This window comes from Ornithinibacillus halotolerans, from assembly GCF_014637405.1.
In the GTDB taxonomy this organism is placed as follows: Bacteria; Bacillota; Bacilli; order Bacillales; family Amphibacillaceae; genus Ornithinibacillus; species Ornithinibacillus halotolerans.
In genome coordinates this window covers 136,679-146,338 of sequence record NZ_BMEY01000009.1, presented here as the reverse complement: position 1 = coordinate 146,338, position 9,660 = coordinate 136,679, and the positions used below count along the sequence as shown (strand labels likewise).

Annotated in this window: 8 protein-coding genes; 6 read left to right on the top strand and 2 right to left on the bottom strand. The window is 35.6% G+C overall.

Going from position 1 to position 9,660, the window contains the following annotated elements:
• The first annotated feature begins 589 nt into the window (after positions 1-589).
• Together IEV35_RS10720 and IEV35_RS10715 are read left to right on the top strand one after the other, a co-directional pair.
• Positions 590-1,564 (top strand): nucleoside hydrolase, encoded by a 975-nt coding sequence (locus IEV35_RS10720; protein ID WP_188384649.1) that lies wholly within the window; start codon positions 590-592, stop codon positions 1,562-1,564.
• A 122-nt stretch (positions 1,565-1,686) separates the two neighbouring features.
• Positions 1,687-2,259 (top strand): nitroreductase family protein, encoded by a 573-nt coding sequence (locus IEV35_RS10715; protein ID WP_229740722.1) that lies wholly within the window; start codon positions 1,687-1,689, stop codon positions 2,257-2,259.
• Between the two features lie 46 nt (positions 2,260-2,305).
• Here IEV35_RS10715 and ptsP read toward each other — a convergent pair whose 3' ends face one another.
• Both ptsP and IEV35_RS10705 read right to left on the bottom strand, forming a co-directional pair.
• On the bottom strand, positions 2,306-4,018 hold the full coding sequence (ptsP, locus tag IEV35_RS10710) for a phosphoenolpyruvate--protein phosphotransferase (RefSeq protein ID WP_188384648.1): 1,713 nt from the start codon (positions 4,016-4,018) through the stop codon (positions 2,306-2,308).
• 113 nt (positions 4,019-4,131) lie between these two features.
• On the bottom strand, positions 4,132-5,055 hold the full coding sequence (locus tag IEV35_RS10705; RefSeq protein ID WP_188384647.1) for an alpha/beta hydrolase: 924 nt from the start codon (positions 5,053-5,055) through the stop codon (positions 4,132-4,134).
• A 173-nt stretch (positions 5,056-5,228) separates the two neighbouring features.
• Here IEV35_RS10705 and secG point away from each other — a divergent pair, with 173 nt between their 5' ends.
• The 4 genes from secG to zupT all read left to right on the top strand — a co-directional run bounded on the left by secG (position 5,229) and on the right by zupT (position 9,622).
• Positions 5,229-5,462, top strand: coding sequence for a preprotein translocase subunit SecG (gene secG, locus IEV35_RS10700; protein ID WP_188384646.1), 234 nt, complete (start codon positions 5,229-5,231; stop codon positions 5,460-5,462).
• 104 nt (positions 5,463-5,566) lie between these two features.
• Positions 5,567-6,313, top strand: coding sequence for an alpha/beta hydrolase (locus IEV35_RS10695; protein WP_188384645.1), 747 nt, complete (start codon positions 5,567-5,569; stop codon positions 6,311-6,313).
• 35 nt (positions 6,314-6,348) lie between these two features.
• Positions 6,349-8,604 (top strand): ribonuclease R, encoded by a 2,256-nt coding sequence (gene rnr / locus IEV35_RS10690; RefSeq protein ID WP_188384644.1) that lies wholly within the window; start codon positions 6,349-6,351, stop codon positions 8,602-8,604.
• A gap of 205 nt (positions 8,605-8,809) precedes the next feature.
• On the top strand, positions 8,810-9,622 hold the full coding sequence (gene zupT, locus IEV35_RS10685) for a zinc transporter ZupT (RefSeq protein ID WP_188384643.1): 813 nt from the start codon (positions 8,810-8,812) through the stop codon (positions 9,620-9,622).
• Positions 9,623-9,660: the final 38 nt, after the last annotated feature.

Genomic DNA, 9,660 nt, shown 5'->3' with positions numbered 1-9,660 from the left:
AGATGCAAAATGCCTGGAAGGCATCTTATTGATAATCATTGTAACATATTGGTAAGCCGTATGCCTTAGTAGGGCACGTGCGGTTTGATAAGGGGGAAGCCATGAGAATGGTTTCCCTACTTTATTTCATTTTGTAGGGAAACTGATGGACAATTGGCGAGAAGGTTTAATTAGGACTAAAGAACATGAATTTAAGGTCACAAAAGGACGTCAGAAGGGCACAAAGTTGGGATCTAAGGTCACAATAGTGCGTGAGAAAGGCACATAGTTGGTTTTAAGGTCACAATAGTGCGTGAGAAAGGCACATAGTTGGTTTTAAGGTCACAATAGTGCGTGAGAAGGGCACATAATTGGGATTTAAGGACACAATAGTGCGTGAGAAGGGCCCATAGTTGAGATCTAAGGTCACAATAAAGCGTGAGAAGGGTTCATAGTAAAAATTTAAGGTCACATAACCACATATAAAATTCACATCCCCTCATACAAGGTCTAACAGAACCAAAGTATAGTAATATCCACTCTCAGTCACGAACCAAGCTCATCTTAAATATTCTATTAGGAAAGTAAACCGATGAAAGGAAGAGCCATATTGGGAAAAAAAGTATTAGTATTTGCAGATATTGGTATTGATGACATTATTGCGTTAATCTATGGTTACTTAAATGATGATATTGACATCGTAGGGATTGTAACTGAGTATGGAAATATTCCAAGGGAAAATGCGCTTGCAACGGTTCGTTATTTAAATGAGCAAGTCTTAATTACTGATGAGTCTACACAAGCAGTACTAATTGCAGGAGCAGAAAATCCAATGATTGCCGAAACAGTAGAATTTGTTCCAGAAATACATGGTGAATATGGAATGGGCCCGGTCATACCTGAGAACCCAGAAGATGGTTTTACTTTAGAGAACTTTTTTACTATTGTTGATCTTATTGACCAATATGGTGATGAACTTTATATTGTAAATATAGGTAGAATGACTTCATTAGCCACTATGTTTCTCCTATACCCAAATAAAATGGAGAAAATAAAGAATATATATGTAATGGGAGGCGCTTTTTGGGAACCAGGTAACATTACCGCAGTTTCCGAAGCAAATTTTCACGGTGACCCTGTTGCTGCTCAAATTGTTTTAACATACGCGGATAATGTTACTATCATACCATTAAATGTGACGAAGAATGCGATTGTCACTCCAGAGATGGTAGATTATATTGATCAAGTTGGGACAATCGACATAGTAAAGCCAATGATTGATTTTTATTATAATTTTTATAAGGAGCGAGATCCTTCTGTACCAGGAAGCCCACTTCATGATGTCTTAACATTAATGGCGGTAAATAATGAAGATATGTTCTCATATGAAGAATATCCTGTCCATATAGTGCAAGCAACAAGAGGAACCGAACGTGGCCAAAGTATAGCTGATATACGTCCATTTGGGAATCTAGAAGAAGAAACGGAAAAAGAGATTAAAACTCATAGAATTGCATTTAATTTTGATTATCCAACATTTTTTAAAGATTTTATGTCAACGATGTCTGAGCAACGTATTGAATAACTGCAGGAGTACTGAATCGTTCAGTGCTCTTTTTTGTATACTTTTATTCAAATCGTTAAACTGTTAAACTAAAGAATAGATTACTAGAGAAAGTGAAAAATGAACAGGTGAGAGGGATAATCGTGTTACATACGATAAAGAATCGACGTAGCATCCATACATTTAAACCAGAAGAAGTAGATTTCGAAATTCTTAAAGAAATATTTACTTATGGATCTTATGCGCCAACACATTACATGAAAGAACCTTGGGAGATTAAACTATACCAAGGAGAAGGAAAAGTTCATCTTATAGAGGCAATTATACGAAGTTATCAGCGAATTGGAATGATAAAAGATAACCAAGAACTTAAAACCATTCAAATGATTCAGTCGCTAAAAAAATTTCTGCAAGAGATTCCCCATCATGCAGTTATATATTTTAAAAAAGAAGAGGATCCAGTTCGGTACGAAGAAGAATACGCGTCAGTTTGTGCCTTTATTCAAAATGCACAACTTGCTGCATGGGAGTTAGGAGTAGGAATGCTTTGGACGATAACACCATACATGCATGATCCAGAGTTTTATAGTGAGATTGGTCTTGAACCAAAAGAAATGAAAATTGCAGCAGTACTGCAAATCGGATATCCAAAGAAAATACCACATGATAAAGGCAGAACGTCCATTGAGAAAAAAATCGAGATTATTACAAAATAAGCTTTACAAAAAAACGAGGATGCCTAGGTGCATCCTCGTTCATTTATTATTGAGTCTTTTCTTTCACAAATGCAACAACTTCTTCTGCTGTTGACATTGATAATAGCTTGTCTTTATAAGAAGCCATTTCTTTTTTAGAAATGCCTTTTAATTGTGTTCGTGCAGGAAGAATAGATGTAGCACTCATACTGAATTCATCTAATCCGAGTCCAAGTAAGATTGGAATGGCGATAGGGTCGCCAGCCATTTCTCCACACATACCAGCCCATTTACCTTCACTGTGTGCAGCTTCAATAACATTATTCACAAGGTTTAAAATAGCAGGATGGTATGGTTGATATAAGTAAGATACTTGTTCGTTCATACGGTCAGCAGCCATTGTATATTGAATTAAGTCATTGGTACCGATACTAAAGAAATCAACTTCCTTAGCGAATTGTTTCGCAATAACCGCAGTAGATGGGATTTCTACCATGATACCTACTTCAATAGTGTCAGAAACCTCATGTCCTTCGTTTCTCAAGTTCTCTTTTTCATCTAGAAGAATTGCTTTCGCTTTACGGAATTCTTCTAGTGTAGCAATCATAGGGAACATAATTTTTAAATTACCATATACACTTGCACGAAGTAAAGCACGTAATTGCGGACGGAATACTTGTTCATTCTCCAGGCAATAACGAATAGCACGGAAACCTAAGAACGGGTTCATTTCTTTTGGTAGGTCTAAATATGGAAGTTCTTTATCGCCACCAACGTCAAGTGTACGGACAACAACAGGCTTGTCTCCCATTTGTTCTAATACGGATTTATAAGCTTCAAATTGCTCTTCTTCAGAAGGCATCTCACTTTTACCCATATATAAAAATTCGGTACGGTAAAGCCCTACACCTTCACCACCATTGTTAATAACACCTTGAGCATCTTCTGGTGTACCAATATTACCAACAAGTTCAATTTGTTCTCCGTCTGAAGTAAAGGTAGGTTCATCTTTAAGCTCAGCCCATAATGCTTTTTGCTTCTCAAATTCTTCTTGTTTTTTCTTATATTCTTTTAGCTGTTCATCACTAGGGTTGATAATGACGTGACCATCAATGCCATCAATGATAACTAGTTCATCTTGAGAAACAGATTTTGTTACTTCTGATGTTCCAACTACTGCAGGAATTTCAAGTGATCTAGCCATAATCGCTGAATGCGACGTACGACCACCAATATCGGTTGCGAAACCTTTTACAAATTGACGATTCAATTGTGCTGTATCAGAAGGTGTTAAATCTTCAGCAATAACAATTACTTCTTCATCAATAAGCGCAGGATTTGGGAAAGATACTCCTAATAAATGAGCAAGTACTCGTTTCGTAACGTCACGGATGTCAGCAGCACGTTCACGCATATATTCATTATCCATATTCTCAAACATATCGATAAACATTGAAGATACTTCTTCAAGGGCTGCTTCAGCAACTGTTTTTTCATTTGTAATTTTATCTTTAATCGGATTAATTAATTCTGGATCGCTAAGTACTAATAAATGAGCAGAAAAAATCTCTGCATGCTCTGCCCCTAACTCGTTCAGTGTATGTTCTTTAATTTTTTCTAATTCACGTTTTGAAATTTCTACCGCATTGTCTAAACGTGTAATTTCAGCTTCGGGATTATCAATCGTTTTTTTTGTATATGTTAGTTCAGGAGCAACCAGCTGGTATGCTTTAGCAATTGCAATTCCAGATGATGCAGCTATGCCTTTTAACTGTTTCATTGTTGTACCAACCTTTCATGAAGTATAAATACTCTTTTATGTTACCCTTTACATGAAGTTGTTTCAAGTTTAAGAAACTAGTGAAACAAATAATTCACATTGTAAGCGTTTTACTATCTTGAAGCTGGTAAATACTGATGAATCCACCTCAATATTACTTGATAAACTTCATCTTTATTAATTTCATTAAGTACTTCGTGACGAGCTCCATCGAACAGCATCGTCGTGATATTTTCTATGCCGAGTTTCTCATATATAGATGCAGTTCTCCAAACTCCACTGCCATAGTTACCTACTGGATCACTCTCACCACTTATTAATAACATTGGCAAACTTTTTCTTATATAATTATTACGCTTCGTGGAATGAATAAACTGTAATCCGGTCATTAAATCATAGAAAAAGCGAGCAGTAGGGATATATCCAGCAAATCGATCTTGTAAATAAGCTTGCACAATATCGTTATCTCTAGAGAGCCAGTCAAATGGTGTTTTAGGTTGTTGTACTTTCCGGTTAAAAGCTCCAAATGCTAATTTATTCATTAAGGGAGATTTTTCAGTTGGATTTAGCTGTTTGGAGAGTGCCTTGCCAAATGTCGTTGTAAGCTTTGGATAATAACCTGTCCCAGATAAAATAACACCTTGAATGAGGTCACTATGTTGTTGAATATAATACCTGGATAAGAATGAGCCCATACTATGTCCAAGCAGAAAAATTGGAACTCCCGGGTATTCCTCTTTAATTTTATTTGTAATCATTACGAGATCATTTGTTGTTTTATCAAAGCCATCTTGTTCAGATAAATAACCCATTAAACCTTGTTTTTGTCCAGTTTTACCATGCCCTCGATGATCGTTCCCATAAACGAATATATCATTTCCAACTAAAAACTGTGCAAATTGATGATACCTTTGGATGTGTTCTACCATACCATGAGCAAGTTGTACAATTGCTTTTGGCTTTTTATCTACTGTTATCCATTTTTCAACATAAATTTCAACATTATCTACTGAATTTAACCAAAACGTAGATTTCACCCTGACCACTCCCAAATGATTTATGTATATTAATAATAAAGAAAATAAGGTAGAATTGCTAATCTTCATAGAGAAAATATACCATTTCATAGAAATAGCTTGATAAAGTATTCTAAATTATGCTAAAGTATGAATAGTTAACTGTGTGTATGTTCAGGAGGTGTCATGGGAACATGGCTGTATTTGTAAATGTATTATTAGTGATTGATGCAATTATTATGATTATTTTAGTTCTTTTACAAAGTGGGAAGAGTGCAGGACTATCTGGAGCTATTTCAGGTGGTGCAGAACAATTATTTGGTAAACAGAAAGCACGAGGCCTAGATCTTGTTTTACACCGTGCAACCATTATTACTGGAGTTCTATTCTTTATCTTAGCTTTCTTTAGTGCATTTGTATTACAATAGTAAACATTAACCCTTATCACAATGTGGTAAGGGTTTTTTGCTGTTATTTTGGTGTAGATTAGTGTATAAAGGGTAAAGATATAGAAGAGAAGGAGCATATAGAAATGAAAGTTATCCAACCAAAACCATTTACATTTGAAGCTGGCCCAAGAGCGGTATTATTATTGCATGGTTTTACGGGCCATACAGCTGATGTCCGAATTCTTGGCCGTTTTCTACAAAAAAAAGGATATACAAGCCATGCACCAATATATCGTGGGCATGGTGTACCACCAGAAGAGCTAATTAAGACTGGACCAGAACAATGGTGGGAAGATGTTCTTTCAGCCTACAAGCATCTTAAAGATTTAGGCTATGAGGAAATAGCGGTGTGCGGATTATCGTTAGGTGGTGTACTCAGTTTGAAATTAGCGTATTCCACTAATGTGAAAGCAGTTATACCAATGTGTGCACCTATGTTCTTCGATAATGAAAAACAGTTAACATCGGGATTCCAATTCTTTTCAAAAGAGTATAAACAATTGGAAGGAAAAGATGAGGAAACAATTGAAGAAGAAGTTCAATATTTAATGGACAACTCAAGTGAGATGTTTACTAATTTAGGGAAGTTAATTAAGGAAGTTCAAGGAAATGTAGATACAATCTATACCCCAACATTCGTCGTACAGGCTAAACTTGATAAAATGATCAACCCAGAGAGTGCTACATATATATACGAGAATGTTGAAGCAGAACATAAAACAATCAAATGGTATGAGGAATCTGGTCATGTTATTACGATTGATAAAGAAAAAGAACAATTGAATGAGGATATTTATCAGTTTTTAGAGTCACTAGAATGGGAACAGTAAGAAATAAATTGTAAAAGAGAAAGAGGGTGTAACGTATGAGTGAATTGATGGTTGATAAATTACGGGATTTCTTTAAAGAATATGATTCGAAACCACTTGCGGTGGAAGAATTAGAAGAAATATTAGAAATTACCGATGTCGTAGAATTTAAAGAACTAGTTAAAGCACTAAACGAATTAGAGTATAACGGAGAAATCGTTCGTACGAGGAAAAATCGGTTTGGTTTACCTGAAAAAATGAATTTAATACGTGGTAAAATTCAAATGCATGCAAAAGGCTTTGCCTTTTTAATTCCCGATGATGAATCAGAGACTGATGTTTATATTCACCATTCTGATTTAGCTTCAGCAATGAATAATGACCGAGTCCTTGTACGTATTGAAAAAAGAGATATCTCTGGTAGTCGACCAGAAGGAACGGTTATCCGTATTCTAGAACGAGCGATTACAGAAGTAGTAGGAACCTTTGAAAACAATAAAGCATTCGGTTTCGTTATTGCGGATGATAAACGTATACCGAATGATATTTTTATTCCAAAAGGAAAAATGAATGGGGCAATAGATGGTCATAAAGTAATCGCTAGAATTACAAAGTATCCTGAGCATCGAATGAGTGCGGAAGGAGAAATCATTCAAATTCTAGGTCATAAAAATGACCCAGGAATTGATATCATTTCCATCATATATAAACATGGTATTAAAATGGACTTCCCAGCTGAAGTTCTAGAACAAGCCATGAATACCCCAGATGAAATTGATTCTTCTGAACTGGAAAATAGACGAGATTTAAGAGATGAAGTAATCGTTACTATAGATGGAGCAGATGCAAAGGATTTAGATGATGCAGTTACCGTGAAGAAATTAGATAATGGTAATTATAAACTAGGTGTCTATATTGCTGATGTTAGCTACTATGTAACAGAGGGAAGCCCAATCGATAAAGAAGCATTCGAACGTGGGACAAGTGTTTATTTAGTGGATCGAGTCATTCCAATGATTCCACATCGATTATCAAATGGAATTTGTTCTTTAAATCCAAAAGTGGATCGATTAACATTAGGGTGTGAAATGGAAATCGATTCTACAGGAAAAGTTGTAAATCATGAAATTTTCCAGAGTGTTATTCGAACAACGGAAAGAATGACCTACCGTGATGTTAATAAAATCCTAGTAGATAAAGATGAAGATTTACGCGAAAAATATAAGCCACTCGTTCCAATGTTTGAACAGATGGAAAAACTTGCTTCTATTCTACGTTCGAAGCGTATGGGACGCGGTGCGATTGATTTTGATTTTAAAGAAGCAAAAGTATTAGTCGATGATAAAGGTAAAGCAACCGATGTTGTCATACGTGAGCGTTCTGTTGGTGAACGATTAATTGAAGAATTTATGTTATGTGCGAATGAAACAATTGCCGAACATTTCCATTGGATGGAAGTTCCGTTTATTCACCGTATCCATGAAGATCCCGATTCAAGTAAGCTACAGCATTTCTTTGAATTTTTAGGTGGACTTGGATATAAAGTAAAAGGAACAGCGAATGAAATTCATCCTCAAAGTTTACAAAAAGTTCTGGAGGATGCAGAAGGAAAGCCAGAAGAAATGATTATTTCTAAACTAATGCTTCGTTCTATGAAGCAGGCAAAATATGATCCGCAAAGCGTTGGACACTTTGGTTTGGCAACGGAATTTTATACCCATTTCACATCACCAATACGTCGTTATCCGGATTTAATTGTGCATCGACTTATTCGTACCTACCTTATTGAAGGTACTTTAGACCGTAAAACAGTTGGAGCATGGAAGGACAAACTCCCTGAAATTGCCCGTCATTCTTCTGAACAAGAAAGAACGGCAGTTGATGCAGAACGTGATACAGATGATCTGAAAAAAGCTGAATATATGTTAGAACGAATTGGCGAAGAATTTACGGGAGTAATTAGTTCAGTAACAAGTTTTGGATTATTTGTTGAGCTAGAGAATACAATCGAAGGTCTTGTTCATGTTAGTTATTTAACCGATGATTATTATCATTTTGATGAACGTCATTATGCAATGATTGGTGAAAGAACAGGAAAAGTGTATCGGATTGGTCAAGAAGTCAAAGTTCGAGTAACGGGAGTCAATATGGATGAACATGCAATCGACTTCGAAATTGTAGGTGGAGGAACAAAAGCAAAAAAAGATTTACCAAAGGTTGAAAAGAAACGAGATGGTAAGCGTGGGAAAAAAGGAAATTCAACAAAAGGCTCTACCAAATCAAAGAAACCACCAACTAGGAAAAGAAAATAGGCGCATTACTTAGATATAGTGCATAGACTAATTCTGTCTCGGGAAAAACAGGATTAGTCTATTTTTTTTATGAAAAGTTTTTTTAAAATTTTAGAATCTTTTTATTGCACATTTTTTATTCATCGAATAATATATACCTATAACTAAAAAGTTTCCCATGGTCAAAATAGATAGGGTTACACAACATTGAGAGGGAGATCCGTAAATGTCAGGAGATGTATTATTTGCATTCCTTCTTACATTATTTGCCGGCTTGGCAACTGGTATAGGAAGTTTATTGGCATTTTTTACGAAAACGACAAACACTAAATTTTTATCATTTGCTTTAGGTTTTTCAGCTGGAGTAATGATTTATGTTTCGATGATTGAGATTTTTGTAAAAGCACAAGATTCACTTGTTACAGAATTAGGAGATACTGGTGGTAGATGGTTAACAGTTAGTTCCTTCTTTGCAGGGATGTTATTAATCGCACTTATTGACCGGTTTGTTCCATCTGGTTCAAATCCACATGAATTAAAAAAAGTGGAAGATATGAAGACAAATGGAGCTGTTACTGAACGACCGGAGTTATTAAAAATGGGTGTATTTACTGCTCTTGCCATAGGGATTCATAATTTTCCTGAGGGAATTGCAACATTTATTACTGCCATCCAAGATCCCGCGCTTGGTTTAGCAATTGCAATTGCGATCGCTATTCATAATATACCTGAGGGGATTGCAGTTTCTGTACCTATTTATTATGCAACGAACAATAAGAAAAAGGCTTTTAAGTTTTCATTTTTATCCGGACTTGCGGAGCCAGCTGGAGCAATAGTTGCATTCTTTATTTTAATGCCATTTTTAAATGATTTAATGTTTGGTGTCATCTTTGCTGGAGTTGCTGGTATTATGGTATTTATTTCATTAGATGAACTACTACCAGCTGCTAAAAAATATGACGAAGCCCATGTATCCATTTATGGCTTAATATGTGGGATGGCATTAATGGCGTTAAGTTTATTATTGCTACCTCAATAAAGAAGATGGACCAAAGGCTTAGCTGTTTATGTAGCCTT